The 16,572-nt window shown below is 71.7% G+C and carries 16 protein-coding genes and 1 riboswitch; of the genes, 10 read left to right on the plus strand and 6 right to left on the minus strand.

The window, feature by feature from the left end; all coding sequences use genetic code 11:
* Position 1 precedes the first annotated feature (1 nt).
* Both MED01_RS15840 and pseB read right to left on the minus strand, forming a co-directional pair.
* On the minus strand, positions 2–1,159 hold the full coding sequence (locus MED01_RS15840) for a DegT/DnrJ/EryC1/StrS family aminotransferase (protein ID WP_238669332.1): 1,158 nt from the start codon (positions 1,157–1,159) through the stop codon (positions 2–4).
* Complete coding sequence (gene pseB, locus MED01_RS15845; RefSeq protein ID WP_210816822.1) at positions 1,156–2,139, minus strand: UDP-N-acetylglucosamine 4,6-dehydratase (inverting); 984 nt, start codon at positions 2,137–2,139, stop codon at positions 1,156–1,158. Before pseB ends, MED01_RS15840 begins: the two co-directional genes overlap by 4 nt.
* A 365-nt stretch (positions 2,140–2,504) precedes the next feature.
* On the opposite strand from pseB, the gene MED01_RS15850 reads away from it, so the two are divergent.
* The gene (locus MED01_RS15850; protein ID WP_238669333.1) at positions 2,505–4,241 is read left to right on the plus strand and encodes a hypothetical protein; all 1,737 of its coding nucleotides are present in this window, start codon (positions 2,505–2,507) and stop codon (positions 4,239–4,241) included.
* 101 nt (positions 4,242–4,342) lie between these two features.
* On the opposite strand, the gene MED01_RS15855 is transcribed toward MED01_RS15850, so the two are convergent.
* Positions 4,343–4,879, minus strand: coding sequence for a GNAT family N-acetyltransferase (locus tag MED01_RS15855; protein WP_238669334.1), 537 nt, complete (start codon positions 4,877–4,879; stop codon positions 4,343–4,345).
* Between the two features lie 73 nt (positions 4,880–4,952).
* Between MED01_RS15855 and MED01_RS15860 the strand changes: the two genes are divergently transcribed.
* From MED01_RS15860 to MED01_RS15875, 4 genes are read left to right on the plus strand one after another with little or no spacing between them, the layout of a single operon-like run.
* The gene (locus tag MED01_RS15860; RefSeq protein ID WP_091401397.1) at positions 4,953–5,204 is read left to right on the plus strand and encodes an acyl carrier protein; all 252 of its coding nucleotides are present in this window, start codon (positions 4,953–4,955) and stop codon (positions 5,202–5,204) included.
* On the plus strand, positions 5,201–6,481 hold the full coding sequence (locus MED01_RS15865; RefSeq protein ID WP_238669335.1) for an AMP-binding protein: 1,281 nt from the start codon (positions 5,201–5,203) through the stop codon (positions 6,479–6,481). Before MED01_RS15860 ends, MED01_RS15865 begins: the two co-directional genes overlap by 4 nt.
* On the plus strand, positions 6,474–7,229 hold the full coding sequence (locus MED01_RS15870) for an SDR family NAD(P)-dependent oxidoreductase (RefSeq protein ID WP_238669336.1): 756 nt from the start codon (positions 6,474–6,476) through the stop codon (positions 7,227–7,229). The genes MED01_RS15865 and MED01_RS15870 overlap by 8 nt, the downstream gene beginning before the upstream one ends.
* Before the next feature lie 52 nt (positions 7,230–7,281).
* The gene (locus MED01_RS15875; protein WP_238669337.1) at positions 7,282–7,737 is read left to right on the plus strand and encodes a hypothetical protein; all 456 of its coding nucleotides are present in this window, start codon (positions 7,282–7,284) and stop codon (positions 7,735–7,737) included.
* A gap of 30 nt (positions 7,738–7,767) precedes the next feature.
* Here MED01_RS15875 and pseI read toward each other — a convergent pair whose 3' ends face one another.
* Positions 7,768–8,820, minus strand: a complete 1,053-nt coding sequence (pseI, locus tag MED01_RS15880; protein WP_238669338.1) for a pseudaminic acid synthase — start codon at positions 8,818–8,820, stop codon at positions 7,768–7,770.
* Between the two features lie 133 nt (positions 8,821–8,953).
* Complete coding sequence (locus MED01_RS15885) at positions 8,954–10,117, minus strand: glycosyltransferase family 2 protein (RefSeq protein WP_238669339.1); 1,164 nt, start codon at positions 10,115–10,117, stop codon at positions 8,954–8,956.
* A 299-nt stretch (positions 10,118–10,416) separates the two neighbouring features.
* On the opposite strand from MED01_RS15885, the gene MED01_RS15890 reads away from it, so the two are divergent.
* The 4 genes from MED01_RS15890 (at position 10,417) to MED01_RS15905 (ending at position 14,578) form a co-directional block, all read left to right on the plus strand.
* Positions 10,417–11,652 (plus strand): acyltransferase family protein, encoded by a 1,236-nt coding sequence (locus tag MED01_RS15890; protein ID WP_238669340.1) that lies wholly within the window; start codon positions 10,417–10,419, stop codon positions 11,650–11,652.
* 92 nt (positions 11,653–11,744) lie between these two features.
* Positions 11,745–12,167: a hypothetical protein gene (locus MED01_RS15895; protein WP_238669341.1), complete on the plus strand. Its 423-nt coding sequence runs from the start codon at positions 11,745–11,747 to the stop codon at positions 12,165–12,167.
* A 132-nt stretch (positions 12,168–12,299) separates the two neighbouring features.
* Positions 12,300–13,070 carry a hypothetical protein gene (locus MED01_RS15900; protein WP_238669342.1) on the plus strand — a complete coding sequence of 257 codons (771 nt, stop codon included), beginning with the start codon at positions 12,300–12,302 and terminating at the stop codon, positions 13,068–13,070.
* A gap of 284 nt (positions 13,071–13,354) precedes the next feature.
* A riboswitch (cyclic di-AMP (ydaO/yuaA leader) is annotated at positions 13,355–13,496 on the plus strand.
* A 233-nt stretch (positions 13,497–13,729) separates the two neighbouring features.
* Positions 13,730–14,578, plus strand: coding sequence for a C39 family peptidase (locus tag MED01_RS15905; protein ID WP_238669343.1), 849 nt, complete (start codon positions 13,730–13,732; stop codon positions 14,576–14,578).
* A 73-nt stretch (positions 14,579–14,651) separates the two neighbouring features.
* Here MED01_RS15905 and MED01_RS15910 read toward each other — a convergent pair whose 3' ends face one another.
* The gene (locus MED01_RS15910) at positions 14,652–15,689 is read right to left on the minus strand and encodes a hypothetical protein (RefSeq protein WP_238669344.1); all 1,038 of its coding nucleotides are present in this window, start codon (positions 15,687–15,689) and stop codon (positions 14,652–14,654) included.
* 136 nt (positions 15,690–15,825) lie between these two features.
* On the opposite strand from MED01_RS15910, the gene MED01_RS15915 reads away from it, so the two are divergent.
* A complete protein-coding gene (locus MED01_RS15915; RefSeq protein ID WP_238669345.1) occupies positions 15,826–16,572 on the plus strand; it encodes an alpha/beta fold hydrolase in 747 nt (248 codons plus the stop codon).

Raw genomic sequence — 16,572 nt, forward strand, 5'->3', positions numbered from 1 at the left:
ATCAGGCGGCGGGACGCACCGAGCCGCCTCGTAGCGCGGCGGTCAGCGCGTCGATGACGCGGTCCTGGTCGGCGTCGCTGAGCCCCGGGTAGAGCGGCAGCGACAGCTGCTGGGAGTAGAACAACTCGGCCACCGGGCAGGACCCGCGCCGGTAGCCCAGGTCGGCGAAGGCCGGGTGCCAGTGCACCGGGATGTAGTTGACCTGCACGCCGATGCCGGCGGCCCGCATCCGGTCGTACACCTCGCGGCGTCGTCCGTCGAGCACCCGGATCGGGTAGAGGTGCCAGGCCGGGTCGGCCCACGACCTGCGCTTCGGCAGCAGTACGCCGTCCAGGTCGGCCAGCGCCTCGTCGTAGTGGGCGACCAGGGCGCTGCGGCGGGCCGTGAACTCGCCGAGCCGACGCAGTTGGCTGCGACCCAGGGCGCAGAGCACGTCCGGCAGTCGGTAGTTCAGCCCGAACTCGTGCACCTCCTGGTGCCAGCCGCCCTCGTCCGGGAAACGCAGGTCGTCGCGTTCGCGGACCACGCCGACGCCACGGAACCGGCGGGCCCGCTTCAGGATCTCCGGGTCCAGCGCCGCGACGGCGCCGCCCTCGGCGGTGGTCAGGTTCTTCGTGGGGAAGAACGAGAACGTGGTCAGGTCGGCGAGCGAACCGACCGGCCGACCGTGGTACGTCCCGCCGATCGAGTGCGCCGCGTCGGCGAGCAGCAGCGCGTCGCTGCCCTCGACCGACTTGCGCAGCGCGTCGTAGTCGGCGGGGTGGCCGGCGTAGTCGACAGCGGCGACGACAGTCGTCCGCGAGGTGACGGCGGCGGCGGCCGCCGCCGGGTCGAGGCAGAACGTCTCGTCGTCGACGTCGGCGAACACGATCTTCGCGCCGAGGGCGACAGCGCTGCTGGCGGTCGCCACGAACGTCATCGGTGGGACGACCACCTCGTCGCCCGGCCCCACCCCGGCCGCCGCGTACGCCACGTGCAGCGCCGCGGTGCCGTTGGAGACGGCGGCGACACCGACCCCGCCGGTCCACCGGGCGAGGTCGGCCTCGAAGGCGTCGACCTGCGGACCGGTGGTGAGCCAGTCGCCGCGCAGCACGTCCGCGACGGCTGCGACGTCGTCCTCGCTGATCGACTGCCGGCCGTACGGGAGCATCTCTGTCATCCGTTGATGCCGAGCATGTCGCGCAACTGCTCGACGGTGAGCCACTCGTCGTTGGTGTCCGACTGGTAGGCGAAGCCGTCCGGGACCGGGTCGCAGTCGACCGGCGCCTGGTAGCCCCAGGTGGCGATGGTCGGCTGGACGATGAACCGGCCGTCGGCGCGCAGCGTCCGCCGGCTGTCGTCGGGGGCGATCATCTCCTCGTGCAGCTTCTCGCCCGGCCGGATCCCGATCTCGTGGGTGGTGGCGTCCGGGGCCACGGCCTCGACCAGGTCGAGGATGCGCATGCTCGGGATGCGCGGCACGAACAGCTCGCCGCCCTGCATCTGGTCGAACGAGTCCATGACGAACTGCACGGCCTGGTCCAGGGTGATCCAGAAGCGGGTCATCCGTTTGTCGGTGATCGGCAGGCTCTTGCCCTCGGCGGCCAGCCGGCGGAACAGCGGGACCACCGATCCGCGGCTGCCCACCACGTTGCCGTAGCGCACCACCGAGAACCGGGTGGGGTGCTGGGCGGCGTAGTGGTTGGCGGAGACGAACAGCTTGTCGCCGACCAGCTTCGTCGCGCCGTACAGGTTGATCGGGCTGGACGCCTTGTCGGTGGAGAGGGCGATGACCTTCTTGACACCGGCCTCGATCGCCGCGTCGACGACGTGCTGTGAGCCGGTGATGTTGGTGGCGATGTACTCCGAGGGGTTGTACTCCGCGGTGTCCACCTGCTTCAGCGCGGCGGCGTGCACCACGTGGTCGACGCCGTGCATGGCCCGGGTGAGGCGGTGCCGGTCCCGGATGTCGCCGATGAACCAGCGCAGCCGCGGGTCGTCGCCAAGTTGCTGGCGCAGCTCGTACTGCTTGAGCTCGTCGCGGGAGAACACCACCACGCGGGCGGGGTCGGCCTCGTTGAGGATGTGCCGGAGGAACGTCCTGCCGAAGGAACCCGTTCCCCCGGTGATCAGAATGGACGATCCATTCAACTCACTCAATGTGGTGCTCCCGTGTTCGTGGATGAACGAGCGGCCCTGGGCCGGCCGACCGGGGTGACACGCTAGCCATGGCGGGTTAACTCCCCGGCGCTCGCGGGTGAACCACAACCTCTGCTCCCGTGAATGCCGAACACCGCGTAGGCGAACACTTCCGACCGCCCCGGATGTGGGCTGACCTGGCCGGATCGGGCCGCTACAGTGACCGCGCGAACGACCCGGCGGCCCGGCGCGCAGCCGGTACCCACGTTCACCCGACATCCACACCGGCTCGGTGCGAACGGGCCACAGCGGGCGTCACCGACGCCGGCCGGTAGGCCCGTCGGATCAGCGCGGGCCCGGTACGGCCGGCAATTCTGGAGGCGTTCATGGCACCCGGTAGTGACGTGACCGAACGGCCGGCGGTGGTGGTCGAGACGCCGAGCGGCCCGCCCGCCCGACGTTGGCTGGTGCCGCTGCTGCTGCTCGTCGGTTGGGTGCTCAGCGTGGCCTGGCGCATGTGGTGGTCCCGGCACATCGTGCTGCCGATCGCGCACACCGACGAGGACAGCTACCTGAACACCGCCCGCGCGTTGGCCGGCGGTCCGGGGGGCTTCAGCAGCGAGAACGACCTGCTGCGCCGGGTCGGCTACCCGATGCTGATCTCGCCGGCGTTCCTCGGGGACCGGGATTTCACCGACAGCTACCGGGTCGTCCAGCTGATCAACGCGATGGTGAACTCGACGCTGCTGCCGCTGGCGTACCTGTTCGGTCGTCGCCTGTTTCAGCTGCGCCGCTCGTACGCGCTGCTCGGCGCGGTCGCGGCGGCGACCCTGCCGGCCACCGCCTTCTACGCTGGCGTCGCCATGATCGATGCGGTGATGGCGCCGCTGGTGGTCGCCTGGCTGCTCGCCGTGCACCGCTGGATCACCCGGCCCGGCCCGCTCGCCGCCGCCACCGTTGGCCTGCTCGTCGGCGGGTTCCACCTGCTGCACTCCCGCGGCCTGGTGATCGTGGCAGTGCACGCCGGGTTGGTCCTGCTGCTGTTCGTCCGCCGCCGGATCAGCCCGCCCGTGGTGCTCGCGGCGCTGCTGCCGGTGCTCGCCATGGCGCTCGTCAACGAGGCCGCCATCCGCTACCTCGGCGGCAAGGTCTACCTGCTCGGCAGCACCCCCGGCGGCAGCACCCTCGACGCGGTCGCCTCCGCCCAGGGCGTGGTCCGGGTGAGCGCCGCGGTCACCACCCAGCTCTGGTACCTCGTCGTGATCACGTTTGGAACGGCCGGGGTGGCCTGGGCCGGTGCCGTCCGCGAGCTGTGGCGTCCACGGCACGGCGACGCGGCCCGCTGGACGATGGGCGTGGCGCTCGCGGTGACCGTCGGGGTGGCCGGCGGCGCGTCGGTGATCCTGTCCGGCATCACCGGCAAGCCGCTGGACGCGATCTACGGCCGCTACGTGCAGATGCTGGCACCGTTCTGGCTGCTGGTCGGGTTGGGGGTGCTGTTCACCGCCGGGTGGCGGGTGGTGCTGCGCCGGGCGGCGGTCGCGGTGGCGTTGCTGGTCGGTGGTGGCGCGCTGGTCGCGGCCCGACTCGCGTACGTGGCCGGCCAGGGCCACCGGTTGCGCTACGGCGGGTTCAGCGCATCGGACCTGGCGGCGTTGACCGGGGGCTGGCGGGAGCTACGACCGGTGGTCGGGTCGCTGGTCGGCGTCGCCGGCTGCGTGCTGCTCGTCGCCACGGTCCGGTTGCCCCGCCTGCGGCTGCCCGTCCTCGGTGCCCTCGTGGTGGTCAACCTCATCACGATGCAGGTGATCGACCAACGGATCGTGCGACCGACTGCTGCGAGCACCGCCCCGACACCCCGGGTGGCCGACGTCGGCGTACGCCCCGGCGAGCGGGTGTGGGCCTCGACCGGCGTGCACTACGTCCTCCGGTTCAACCTCAGCCACCAGGTGACCTGGAGCGACGTCCGGTGGTTCGGCGACAAACAGCCGCCGGCCGCGGCGCAGGTCGTGTTCGCCCGCTGGGCACCGGGGCAGGTCGACGACTGGGACGGCGCGGCGTACGGCTTCGTCCGACTCGGCGGCAACCCGGAGCAGCACTGGGCCGCCTGGCGGCGGGCCTGACCCACCGCATCCCGGTGGACACCGTTGTTCGTTAACGGCGGATGTCCACCGGGAGCACTGCCGGTTAATCGTTTCGGTCTATTGCGGAAAGGATTCGACAATCAGCGTTGGCGGCGGTCCGCCCGGGCCAGGGAAATCGGGATGACGGTGATTTCCCGGCCGCCGGACAGCTCCTGCCGCGGGGTGCCCTCGACGAATCGGAAACGCCGGTTCATCTGTCGTACGACGGTATTGTGGCCGAGCACCTCGCCGTCGAGTCGGTCCAGGTGCAGCCCGTCGAAGGCGTACTCGACGGCCTCCCGCATGACCCCCAGCCAGGCGGGCAGTGTCTCGCCCCGCCCGTCCAGCCCGTCGGCGTCGAGATAGAAGCCCCACGCGCCGGTGCGAGGGCCGTCCAACCGCAGGTCGAAGAAGGTGACCACACCACAGGGCCGGTCGTCGCGGACGTACACCAGCACTCGCCGGGACGGGTCGTCGCGGACCGCCGCCCACCACCGGTCATGCTCGTCGGCGGTGATCTCGTGACTGGTCTTGCTGACCTGCCGATTGGTTTCCTGATTACGCCAGGACAACATCAGATGAACGTCGTCCGTCGTCGCTTCGCGTAGCACGCGCGTCTCGCTTTCCTGGCTGTTCACATCGGGTTCCGGCACCTTACCCGGGCCCACCGGGAAATCAGATATGCATTCGTTGGGTTGTAGACTGCGGCGCATGAACGAATTGAGTCGCGCGCAGATCCGCGACCTCATGGCTCAGGTGCTGAAGAATCAGGACAAGGAGCTGCCCGCAGACGACGCGGCGCAGTTGCGGGAGATCGGCTTCCGGTCGCTCGACTTCTCCGAACTGGCCCTGCGGGTGGAGGACGAGACGGGGGAGGAGCTCAACTTCGACGCCCCCGGGCTGCGTCGCATCGCCACCGTCGGGGACGTCCTCGACTTCCTCGTCGAGCTTCAACACCAGTGACCGTCGCGACGTCGCGCCACCCCACCCCCGCCAGCCCGGAGCCAGCCGGTGTCGACAACCGGCTCGTCATCGGTGGCGCGGCGGTGACCTGGCGTTCGCTGCCGACGCCCAACCTGCCCGACCCGGCGGCGGTGCTCGCCCGCTCCGCAGTGCACGCGCTCACCGCGGCGCGGCAGCACGCCGTGCACGGCACCGAGCTGCTGCTCAGCACAGCGGGTCGGGTCGACGCGGTGCTGCGCACCGAGCTGCTGGAGGCCGGGTTCACAGTCGGCGTCCTCGAGGACGACGGCGTGCACCCGAGCGCACCGGCCCGGCCGCGAGCCGCCGAGCCGGGCCGGCTCTGGCTGCTGACCTCGGGCTCCACCGGGCGTCCGAAGCGGGTCGGGCACACCCTCGACACGCTGACCACGGTGCGGGCCGACCAGCCTGAGCGGACCTGGCTCTGCCCGTACGCCCCGGGCACGTACGCCTGGTGGCAGGTCGTCACCCTGTCGCTGACCCAGCCCGGCCAGCACCTGGTGGTGGTCGAGCCCGACGAGTTGGACGACTGGCCCACTGTCGCGGCCACCCACCGGGTGGACGCGGCCTCCGGCACCCCGACCTTCTGGCGGCGCACCCTCTACCGGGACGCCGCGGCGCTGGCCCGAGTGCCGTTGCGCCAGATCACCCTCGGCGGGGAACCGGTGGACCAGGCGATCCTGGACCAACTGCGGGAGGTCTTCCCGACGGCCCGGATCTCCTGGATCTACGCGTCCTCCGAAGTGGGGGCATCCATTGTGGTGCACGACGGGCGGGCCGGGTTCCCTGTCGACTGGCTGGACCGGGAAACCCCGGGCCGGCCGACGCTCTCCGTCCGCGACGACGAGCTGGTGGTCACCTCCCCGTACCACGGGGCCGGTCTCGCCGGCCCGATCCGCACCGGGGACCGGGTGCAGGTGCTCGACGGCCGGGTGCTGATCACCGGCCGACGTGACTCCGACGAGATCAACGTCGGTGGTAGCAAGGTCTCCGCCGGCGTGGTGCGCGGCGTGCTCGCCGGTCATCCGGCGGTCGCCTGGGCCCGGGTGACCGGCCGCCGCGCCCCGGTGCTCGGGCGGATGGTTGTCGCCGAGGTGGTTCTCGCCGCCGTCGGCCCGTCCGGCGCCGACACCGGTGTGCCGGACGAGGCAGCGCTGGTCCGCTGGTGCGCCGACCGGCTCCCCGAGCACGCGGTGCCGCGCCGCATTCGCGTCCTGACCGACATTCCCGTCAAGGAGACCCTGAAGAGCGATGTCTGAGCCAGCCGACACCCAGCTCGTCCCGCCCAGCTCCGTGGTCCTCGTCTCCGGCGGTTCCCGTGGCCTGGGCCTGGCCATCGTCACCGACCTGCTCGACGCGGGCGTACGCGTGGCCGCGTTCGCCCGCACCATCACCCCGGAGTTGGAGAAGCTCACCGCCGAGCACCCGGACCGGGTGCACGTCGGCTCGGTGGACGTCACCGACCTGCGCGCCGCGCAGAGCTTCGTCCGCGAGGTGGAGCAGCGCCTCGGCCCGATCGACGGCATCGTCAACAACGCCGCCATGGGGCAGGACTCTCTGCACGCGCACACCGCAACCGACGACATCGCCCGGATCATCGAGACCAATCTGACGGCCCCGCTACAGCTGACCCGGCTGGTGATCCGCCGGATGCTCACCAAGGGGCTGCGCGGGCGGATCGTGAACATCACCTCGATCTGCGGGCAGCGCGGTTTCCCCGGCCTCGTCGCGTACTCGGCCACCAAGGGCGGCATGGACGCCGCCACCCGCTCGCTCGCCCGCGAACTGGGCGGCCGGATGCTTGTCAACTCGGTCGCGCCAGGGTTCTTCGCCTCGGAGATGTCCGCCGTGCTCGGTCCGACCCAACTCGACCAGATCGTGCGCCGCACCCCGACCGGTCACCTGACCGAGCCGGTGGAGGTCACCCCGGTCGTGCGGATGCTGCTGCGCGAGCACACCAACATCAACGGCCAGGTCATCGTGGTGGACGGTGCCGCCGCCATCTGACCTGCGGCCGGTTCCCCTGCCTGTGCGACCGGCACGGCACAGCGGGGCGGCCGTGCCGCGTCCGGTGCCGGGGCTGCTCGCCGCCGCCGAGCAGCATCTGCGCATCGGATCGCCGGCCGCGATGGCCGATGCGGTGACCCGCAGTCACCTCGACGATGGACGGTGCGTCGGCTGGTACGGCCCACCGGCGCCCGGCTGGCGGGTGGCCATCGACGCGGAGCGCGCCGACGCCCCGGTGCCCCCGGCGCTGGCCCGCCGGTTCGGCACGGCTGACTTCTGGGCCCGCTGGACCCGGGCCGAATGCTGGTGCAAGTTGGCCGATGTGTCGGTGATGGCCTGGTGGCGGCGCCATGGTCTGGGCTCGCCGGCCGGCGGATCGGCGATCTGGCGGACCCTCGCGGTGGACGACCTGGTGGTCACCGTCGGCTTCGCCCCGACCCTCCCACCCCGCGATCTTGCACTTTCTGACGGCGAATCGCGGCTTACGCGCCCTTCGCCGGGACAGTAAACGCAAGATCGCGGGGCGGGGTGGGGTGGGTTAGATCAGGTTCCAGGTCAGGGGGGTGCCGCGGGGGACGTCGGTGGTGAAGGTGCGGCCCAGGACCCGGTCGATCTCCACGGGCGCCAGCCCGCCGGCCGGCCGGATCGAGCGGACGTTGTGCGCGGTCACCGGATCGCCGGCCCGGACGTCCTCGACCACGAAGAGCGACCGGCGGAACCGTAGCCCCTCCCGCTCCGCGGGGGTCGGTCCGACAGCGGTGCCGCCCAGCGCGTCGTAGGCGCGGCCGGACTCGGCGACCAGGGCCGTGAGCTCCGCCGGGTTCAGGGAGAAGTCCGAGTCCACGCCACCGTCGGCCCGGTCCAGTGTCACGTGCTTCTCGATGAAGCAGGCACCGAGCGCCACCGAGGCGACCGCCACCCCGATGCCGGGCGTGTGGTCGGAGAGCCCGACCGGCACGTCGAACGCGCCGGCCAGCACCGGCAACCGGCGCAGGTTGCTGTCGGCCGGCGGCGCCGGGTAGGACGCGGTGCAGGCCAGCAGGACGATGCCCGCCGCGCCACCGGCTCGGGCGGTGCGTACGGCGGCGTCGATCTCGGCGACGGTCGCCATCCCGGTGGAGATCACCATCGGCTTGCCGGTGCTGGCCACCAGTCGGATCAGCGGCAGGTCGACCAGTTCCGACGAGGCGATCTTGTACGCGGGCGCGTCCAGCGACTCCAACAGCTCCACGGCTGTCGCGTCGAACGGCGACGAGAAGACGGTCAGGCCACGCTCGCGGGCCCGCTCGAAGATCGGGGCGTGCCACTCGTACGGGGTGTGCGCGCGTTCGTAGAGGCGGTACAGGTTCTCCCCGCCCCACAGCTCGTGCCCGCTGGAGATCCGAAACGCCGGGGTGTCGACGTCGATGGTGATGGTGTCCGGCCGGTACGTCTGGAGCTTGAGCGCGTGCGCCCCGCTCGCGGCCACCGCGTCGACGATGGCCAGCGCCCGGTTCAGATCGCCGTTGTGGTTGCCGGACATCTCGGCGACCACCAACGGTCGCTCCCCGGCACCGACCGCGTGCGGTCCGATCTTGATTGTCGCTGTCATTCCGACCTCTGCTCAGGTACGCCCGCACCGGGGTGCGGTGGTGCTGTCGTCGTCCACCCGGCGGGCGGACGACCTGGGACATCAGGGCGGCGGGAGCCGCCAGGGCTCCCGGTGTGCTCCGCCCTGGGGTCGATCACGGCAACCGGCCGACGGCCAGCGCGTCGCGCCGCTCCGGCGCGAGCCCACCCTCGCGCGTCGGCCCGGCGCTGGCCCCTCGCCCCGGGTCCTCGTCGGCGGCGAGTGAACCGCCCTCGGCGCCACCCACCGGGGCGGACCGACGCAGGAGACCAGCGACCCGGTGGGCCCGGCGCAGCGCCGAGTACGCCACCCAGTCACCCCGCCCGACGAGGCGGTGCTTGAGCCCGGTCACGCCCGGGGGCAGCGGGTAGCCACCGGTGGGCAGGTAGCGACGGTAGTGCGCGGCGGCCCGGTGGAAGAAGTCGCGTCGCAGGTGTGGGTGCAGCCGGCCGTCGTTGCCCACCACCACCAGGTAGTGGCTGATCATCAACTCGAACAGCTCGGCCTGCAACCGCTCGTCAGGGTGCTTCCGGGCGACCCAGTCCATCAGCCGCTCGTACTGGGTGAAGGCGTCGAAGTGCCGTCCGCTGCGGGTGGAGGTGATCGCGCCCTGGCGGCCCTGGCGGTACAGGTAGCAGACCCGGTCCAGCACGGAGATCTTCTCGGCCCCGATCAGCAGCGGGTGGCTGAACGGGATGTCCTCGTACCAGCCGGGGAAGAACCGCAGCTCCAGCTCGTCCATGAAGTCCCGGCGGACCACCTTGTTCCAGGCGGTGTGCTGCACCCGCAGCAGCTGCGGCTGGTCGACCAACCGGGTCACGCCGGTGATCCCGCCCAGCAGCGGGCTGCTCGCGTCGACCTCCCGCCGGCCGTCCTCGTGCACCCGCAGGTGGTCGAGCATCAGCACGTCGGGCTGGTGCTGGCGAAGCCGGTCCAGCACCGCCGCGATCGTGCCGGGTGGCAACCAGTCGTCGCTGTCGACGAACCAGACGTACCTGCCGGTGGCCACGTCGAGCCCGGCGTTGCGGGCCAGCCCCAGACCCACGTTGCTGCTCAGGTGCACGACACGTACGCGGTCGCGGCTGACCGCGTACGAGCGGAGCATGTCGCCGCAGCCGTCCGGGGAGGCGTCGTCGACGGCGATCAGCTCGACCGCGTCCGACTCGCCCGCCGGGATGTCGGACCGGATCGACTCGAGGCACTGGTACAGGTACGCCTCGACGCCGTACACGGGCACGACGATGCTCAGCAGCGGTGCGTGCGTCGGCTCATTGACCACGTCCGCCACCTTCGACGACCCGGGTGGCCGGCCCCGGAACCTGACGTTGCCGCCGATGGTGGACTCTCTGAACTCCCGCCCAGCGGAAGGTTAACGCCGGGCCGGTGGGCGGTTTCCGGCCCGGGGAACGCGGGCTCGTGGGGCGGGTGGGATGCGTCCGGTTCACCCGGGACTGACCCGGTAGGGTGCCTCGGTGCGGCCCTGCCGGGTCGTCGTGGGCGTCGCCGTCGCGCCGTCCGACGCCGCGACGAGGAGGCTACGACCGTGTTGGTGACCCTGCCGAGCGCCGGGATCCCGGCATGACGAGCGTCGCCGCGACGTCGGCCGCCCGGCCCGCGCCGACCCTGTCCCGGCTGCCCTCGCTGACCGGGCTGCGGTGGATCGCCGCTCTGCTGGTCTTCGGCTTTCACGCCGGCACCATGCGGATCATCGCCGAGCCGGACTACAAGGCCGTCGTCGACGCGCTGTTCACCCTCGGTCTCTCCGGGGTGCAGTTCTTCTTCATCCTCAGCGGTTTCGTGCTGGTCTGGTCGGCCCGCGAGGGGGATTCCCGGCGTACCTTCTGGCGGCGACGGATCGCCAAGATCTACCCGAACCACCTGGTGCTGTTTGTGGCGACGGTTGCGGTCGCCTGGTGGTTCGCCGACCCGGTCCTGCCGGCGGCGGCGTTGGAGAACCTGCTGCTGTTGCAGGCGTGGGACCCCCGTCCGGGCTGGTTCTACAGCATCAACACCGTCAGCTGGTCGTTGTCCTGTGAGTTCTTCTTCTACCTGTGTCTGCCGCTGGCGCTGCCACTGCTGCGCCGGGCCAAACCGAAGCTGCTCTGGGCGCTGATCGTCGCGCTGCCGCTGCTGATCCTCGCGCTCTGGCCGGCGCAGGAGTTGGTGCCGGAGGTGAGCCGCTGGTGGTTCACCCAGATCTTCCCGCCGGTGCGGTCGCTGGAGTTCTGGCTGGGCGCGGTGGCGGCCGAGTTGATGCGTCGAGGGCTCTGGCGCGGCCCCGGTCTGACAGTGGCTAGCGGCATCTTCGTGGTCACCTGGGTGGCGGCCGCGCAGTGGATCCGCGCCGAGCTGTGGACCACGCTGCTCGCTGTCGCGTACCTCCTGGTGATCACCGCGGCCGCGGACGCTGACGTGCGGGGTCGGCGCTCGCCGTGGCGGTACCGGCCGCTGGTCTGGCTCGGTGAGGTGTCGTTCGCCTTCTACCTGGTGCACGTGTTGGTGATGACGAGCGTGCTGCGCTGGAGCGGGACCTGGGGGATCGGCTTCGCGGGCTGGCGTGGCCCGGCCGTGGTGCTCGGCTTCCTGGCGGCGAACCTGATCCTCGCCGGGCTGCTGCACCGCTTCGTCGAAACCCCGATGATGCGCCGGCTCGCGCCGCGCCGCGCGGCCCGTCCGGCGCCCGTCCCCCGACAACGTGCGGGCGGCGACGACGACGCACGTGGCAGTGCACGCAGCGCCCGCGGCGAGGTCGACGGACCTGTCGACGAGGTCGGTCAGGCCGGCGGACGATCAACGTACGTCGACCTGCGCTGACAACGTCCACCCTGGTCAACAGGGTCGGCGCGGCGTGATCCGACACGCCCGTGGTCGGTGCGCCCGGGTCGGCGCGACGGTAGCGTTGGGGCGTGCTTCCGGTCGCGTTCACCTGTCCGCTGTGGTGGGTGGCGCGCTGGGCGACCCGGGTGCTGACCAGCCTCGCCGTCGTCGCGGCCCTGGCGCTCGGCGCAGGCCCGGCCACGGCCGCCACGCCACCACCCGGCCCGGTGCCGACGTCGAGCGCGGTGCCGGCCACTGTCGCCGCCGGCTCGCTGGCGGCCTCCTACCGGCACCCCGGGGCACCCCGAGCGGCCCGCCCGGCCCTGGCGGTGGCGCCGCAGGCCGCCGAAGAGGCGATCCCGACATGGTCGATCGACGCGCCGGTGGCGCTCCCCGGCGATCAGAACACCATCGTGGCCGACGCCCTGCCGGTCCGCGCGGCCAAAGCTGACCTGCCGCCCCTCGTCGATGCCGCGAGCGGTCGGGCTTCCCGGGCCCCACCCGGGCGCTGAGCCACCGGGACGACCGTCCCGTCACCGCGCCCTGTCGACCCACCCGCTCTCTGACCCGCCGACCCGTGGCCACAGTGGCCCGCAGGTCGGCGTGGCTCCCCATCGCACTGCTCTCTCCCCGAGGTGCCGACCATGGAGACCGTCGTCTTCTACCAGTTCGTGACCGAGATGCCGCGGGCCGCCGCCATCTGGTCGACGCTGTTTCTGCTGACCCTGGGCCTGCTCACCGTGCTGGCCGCCCGCCCCGAACGGGACCGGCCCACTGACGACCCGCTCCCGGCCGGGCCCACTGCTCGGGAGTTGGCCGCCGCCGAGGCCGTCGACAGGCGCCGCTACGCCGAGGAGGTGGCCGTCGCCGCGGCAGGCGCGGCCACCACAGCCAAGCGGCGACGTGCCGCCTGGCTGACCGCTCAGGAGCAGTTGGAGCGGGCCTGGATCGGGTACGACGAGGCGGACACCGCCGCGCGTCGCTTCGCCGGCGCCGGTGCGCTGCCCACCCCGCAGACCCCGCACACCCCCGCCGAGTACGCCGCCCGGGAACGCTATCTGCACCGGGCGGCGATGGCGGCGTACTGGCGGGGCGACCTGACCATGGCCCAGCTCGGCGACGTGTTCGGGCACCGGCGCTGCTGGGATCCCCGGCGACACCCGGTCGAGCAGGAGGTGCTGATCAGCCGGGTGGTCAGGGATGCGCGGCTAACCGACTACCAGGTGGCCGCCGACAGTGAGCGGGCCGCCTGGCGCGACGCGGAGTTGGCCGCCGAGTCGGCTCGTGCCCTCGCCGAGGAGGCGTACGCGGCGGTGGCCCGGCTCCGCCCGCCAGTGGTCCCTGCGCGCCGCACTGTGGCCGGGGCGCTGCGTCCCGCCGTCGTGGCGCTGTGGCGCCCGGCCCGGGTGGGTTGAGCCCAATCCGTGATGTGAGGCCGGTCACCCAATCGTGAATTAGGACGTCCGACGCGATCGGCGGGATTGTTCCCGCGATTGTGGTCGCGTTCTTTGCGGCCTGTCCGGTTGTCGCCCATAGGCGTCGCCGTAACCGGTTGTCCCATCGAGTCACATCATCGGCAATACGCGCAGAAATTGTCTCACCGATTGGGGTTTACGCAGGTGAACCTGGCTTGGCAGGGCGCGGAGCCGCCAGTACTGTCGTCCTGTCCGATGCGGTAACCGATCGCAAGAGGCGACGCCGCATCGACCCGCTTAATCGTGATCAACGAACCGGGGACCCACCAGTAAGTCCGGGGTGAATCCGCGAGCCACGGCCCGCGGTAGGGCGATCTTCCCGCCCGAATCCGTCAGCTAACCCGGTAGGCGGTGTCGGAAGGAGTCAACTCCTCGTGCAGCACCTTTCCACCCCTCGGTTGTTCCCTCGCCTCCACGGCGCGGCGATGCACCCGCTCATTCGTCCAGTGACGGTGAGCTGACCCCCCGGGTCATCGCCTTCCCCGCCCGGCCGCGCCGGGCGTTCCCCTGAGCGGTTCACCATCCGCGGACCACGGTCCGCGCGCTGGCGCCTGCCCGGATACCGGTCCGGCCCCGGTGTGCCGCTCTCCCCCCGATCCGTGGAGGACCCCGTGAAGCACACCCTGAAGCGTCAGCTCCGCCGCCTCGCCACCGAGCGCCCGTACCAGATCGTCGCCGCCTCGGCCGCGGCCCTCGCGATCGCCACCACCACCGGCGCCCTGCTCACCACCGCCGACGACGCCCCGGCCGGCCAGCGCACCGCGACCACTGTCGCCGAGATGCGCAGCGACGTCGCCGCCTCCCGCGGCGAGGCTCGGGACGCGTCCCCCTCGGCCAGCGCCGCCCCGACCACTGCCGCCCCGGCCGCCAGCGCCGCGTCCCCCGCCGCCAAGGCCAGCAGCAACCCGGACCTGACCCGTAAGCCGACGCCGCCGAAGCCGCCCGCGACGAAGGTGCTCGACTACGACTACGAGGCGCAGAACACCTACTACAACTGCGGTCCGGCGGCCACCCGCAACGCGCTCAGCGCCGCCGGCATCGACCGCACCCAGGAGCAGCTCGGCGCCAAGCTGGGCACCACCGAGATGGGCACCAACTCGGCCGAGGACACCACCCGGGTGCTCAACGCCGAGGTGAAGGGCTCCCCGTACCGGACCCGGATGTTCCCCGGCGCGCCCAGCCCGGCCCAGATGGACCGCCTCCAGGCCGACGTGGTGAAGGCCATCACCGACGGCCGGGGCGTGGTGGCCAACGTCGTCGGGGACGCCACCGACACCGACGGCGGCTGGCACTCCTACGGCGGCGGGCACTACATCGCCGTCGTGGGCTACAAGGACAACGGTCGCACCGTGCGGATCGCCGACTCGGCGAACCCGGCCGACCCGTCGTACTGGATCACCACGATCGACCTGGCCAACTGGATCACCAGCCGGGGCTACTCCGCCTGACCCGGGCACGCTGACCGCCGCGGGCGCCGTCCCCCACAAGGGGCCGGCGCCCGCGGCGTCTTCGGCTGTGCGGTCAGTAGGTGATGAAGCCGTACAACGCCTTGTGGTTCGACTTCGTCCCGACCACAGTGTGGTCGACGGCGGACGACTGCACACCGCCCCTGACGAACAAGTAGTCGATCTTGCTGGAACCGTTGGTGGCCGCCGATCCGTACCCGGTCATGCCGTAGCCGCTGAGCGTGCCGGGGGCGATGCCGGTGCGGTTCGCGTCGATGCCCACCACGCGGATCGTCGACGCGTTCAACAGCGTGGTCGCGTCCGCACCGAGGTGGATGCCGCTGTTGGCGATGCCCCGGTCGCCGTCGCCGGCGCAGGCGTTCTGCCGATTCTCCTGCGGCAGGTGCATCGTCGCGGCGAACACGCTGGTGCCGGTCGCCTTGATGGTGAAGCGCGCCGCGATCGCGCTGGTCCGCTTCCACTTGTAATAGTCGGTGCTGTCCGGGTCGCTGTTCGGCGGCTTGTACAGCGTGCACCCGGCGCCGTTCGCGTACGCCGTGCCCGGCTTGAGCCAGCCGGCGCTCCAGTACTTCGAGATGTCGCCACTGGCGAGGTTGAGCGTGCGCTTGTTCCAGATGATGGCGTTGGTCTGCTTCTTCTTCAGGTCGCCGAGCGACTGCGAGCTGCACTTGTGCGTGCTGCCCCACGGCTCCGGGTCACTCCACGCCACGATCGCCCCGTAGCTGCCCGCCGGGTAGCCAAACTTCGCCGACAGCTGGTCGGCATACGCCTCGGCCTGGCCGGTGCCGCGCACCTGCTGCACGATCAGGATGTCGGGTGCCACCACGCCGCTGGTGCCCGTGCGACCGGCGTCGTCGACCAGGATCGAGGTCAGGTGGTCAGGTCCGGAGATCCGGGTGCAGCTCCCGTCGGAGTTGTTCACCACCAGGTTCTCGATGTTGTTGTTGTAGACCCGCAGCACCCGGTCGGCCGCCGCGGGCGCTGCGCCGTTCGGTGCGGCCACGTCCGATGGCGTCGCGGACGCCCGGTGCGGTACGCCGAGCGTGACGGCTGCCAGTGCCGCGACCAGCGCCAACCCGTACATCCTGTACACAGTGGCTCCCCTCCGGACGGAATCGACAGGTGACTCTCTCCGTCCGGCCCGGAACTTTACAGTGGATCAACCTTTGGTGGGGGCGGTGTGGATGACGGCTCTCGTACCAGGTCGTGAACCGTGGGAGACTGCGGCCGTGGTGGATGAATCGGGTGGTCAAACCGGTCGCGGGCGGGTCCTGCTGCTCCTGCACGGGATGGGCACGACCGGGGACGTCTGGTTGCCGTGGGCGCCGCTGCTGGAGCAGCGCTGGGCGGGGCGGTGGCTGGCACCGGACCTCGCCGGCCATGGCTGGGCGGCACCACTTCAGTCGTACACCTTCGCGGGATTCGCCGACCGGATAGCGCGCGGCCTGGCACCCGGCGACCGGCTCGTCGTGCTCGGGCACTCGCTGGGCGGGGTGGTCGGCCTCGCGCTGGCCGCCCGCGCCGCCGGTACGCCCGTGGACGCAGTGGTCGGGCTGGGCATCAAGGCCGTCTGGTCACCCGACGAGCTGACCCGCGCCGCCGACCTCGCCGCCCGGCCGGTGAGCTGGTTCGCCACCCGGGCCGAGGCGGCTCGCCGCTACCTGCGGGTCTCCGGGCTGGCCGGCCTGGCCTCGCCGGACCACCCGGTGGTGGACGCCGGGCTGCGTCAGGTCGACGGCCGGTGGCGCCTCGCCATGGACCCGACCGCCTTCGCCGTCGGTGAGCCCGACCTGGCCGGGCTGCTGGCGGCGACCGACGTGCCGGTGGTGCTGGCGCGCGGAGAGAACGATCCGATGGTCACCGACGAACAGCTCAAGGAGTACGGCGTACCGGTAGCCACGCTGCCCGGTCTCGGGCACAACGCGCACGTGGAGGACCCGGCGGCGGTGCTGGCGCTGCTCGACGCGTACCGCTGA

This window comes from Micromonospora alfalfae, from assembly GCF_022230925.1.
GTDB lineage: Bacteria > Actinomycetota > Actinomycetes > Mycobacteriales > Micromonosporaceae > Micromonospora > Micromonospora alfalfae.